This window comes from Mesorhizobium sp. M7A.F.Ca.ET.027.03.2.1, from assembly GCF_003999175.1.
GTDB lineage: Bacteria > Pseudomonadota > Alphaproteobacteria > Rhizobiales > Rhizobiaceae > Mesorhizobium.
On sequence record NZ_RZOM01001332.1, the window covers coordinates 1 to 1393 of the forward strand.

Sequence of the window (1393 nt, forward strand, 5' to 3'; positions counted from 1 at the left end):
CCCAGATGTTGGCCGTCTCGGCGGCGGCAGTGCCGAGACCGCCACCCAGAACGGCAGCGGCCAGGGTCAGTTTGGCAATCAGGTTCCTCATGTTCTCCTCCTCCAAGGTTGGCCGCGGTCCGCGGCTTGGCGCCGATTGCGCGGCGCTTCGTTTTCAGCCACCCGGCGGATGGCCGCATGACTGCCGCACCACCAGCCGGCACGGCAGTTTTCGAATGCCCGGCGCGGCGGGCTTGCCGCCGACCAGCGAAAGCAGGGTCAACCCGGCCTCGCGCCCGAGCGCGACAAGGTTCATGTCGACAGAGGTCAGCGGCGGGCGCGTCGCCTCGGCCACGATCTCCCAATTGTCGAAACCGATGACGCCGACATCACTGGGGACGTCGAGGCCGCGTTCGCGCAGCGCATCGATGACGCCGCGCGCGATCTGGTCGTTGCCGCAGAAGACCGCGTCCGGCCTTTCGCTTTTGCCGTCGAACAGTTGCGCAACCGCCTGGTGACCCCAGGCTTCCGACCAGGAGCCGAGCAGCGGCTCGCTGACCGTCAGGCCGTTTTCGACGAGCACGTCGCGGTAAGCCTGGACGCGCGCGTGCACCACGGCAAAGCTCGCCGGCCCGGTGACGTGGGCGATGCGCTTGCGGCCCAGCCGGCAGAAATGCTCGACGGCCAGCCGGGCGCCGCCAACATCGTCCGAGACGAAGGCGACGGCGTCGGGATCTGGCTGCGTGAAGGCATAGATCACCGGGACGCGCAGATTGGAGAGGTTGACGGGCAGATGGCGATCGATGCGCTTGCCGGTGGCGATGATGCCATCAACGCGCTTGTCGAGCATGGCGTCGACATGCATCTGGCCCAGCCGCGGATCCTCCTCGACATTGCACAGGAACACCGAGACGCCATTGTCGACCAGCGCGTCCGAAATGCCCGACATCAGCGGCAGCGAGAAGCGGCCATAGGTATCGTTGGTGAGTAGGCCGACGGTGAAGCTGCGCCGCCGGAGCAGGCTTTGCGCCAGGCTGTTGGGCCGGAAGCCAAGCCGCCGGGCGGTCTCGCGAATGCGCTCGCGCGTCTCGGCTGTCATCCGGCCCTGGCCATTGAGTGCCTTGGATGCGGTGGCGACACTGACTCCGGCCTGGGCGGCCACGTCACGCAAGGTGACTGGCTTGGAAAAGACCGGAACAGGCAGATCGTCCGATGGCATCGCGCCGAGATCCTTGGTTGGGAAAAGGTTTTCTCTTACCGAGCCGGATGAGGCCCGGCTGGTGGCCGAGCCCAACGACAATTGCTTGGGAAAACCTTTTCTCAGATGAAGCTAAGCCAGATCGAATCGCTGTTCAAGGGGAAAGTTGGTTGGCCTCCGCTCCTCTCCTCCGAAATGCAACCCGGGGTATAAAGC

General features: G+C 65.5%; 1 protein-coding gene. It reads right to left on the reverse strand.

Annotated elements, in window-relative coordinates:
* Nucleotides 1-154 precede the first annotated feature (154 nt).
* Entirely contained in the window at nt 155-1198 is a 1044-nt protein-coding gene (locus tag EN750_RS34380) for a LacI family DNA-binding transcriptional regulator (protein ID WP_127399282.1), read from the reverse strand.
* Nucleotides 1199-1393: the final 195 nt, after the last annotated feature.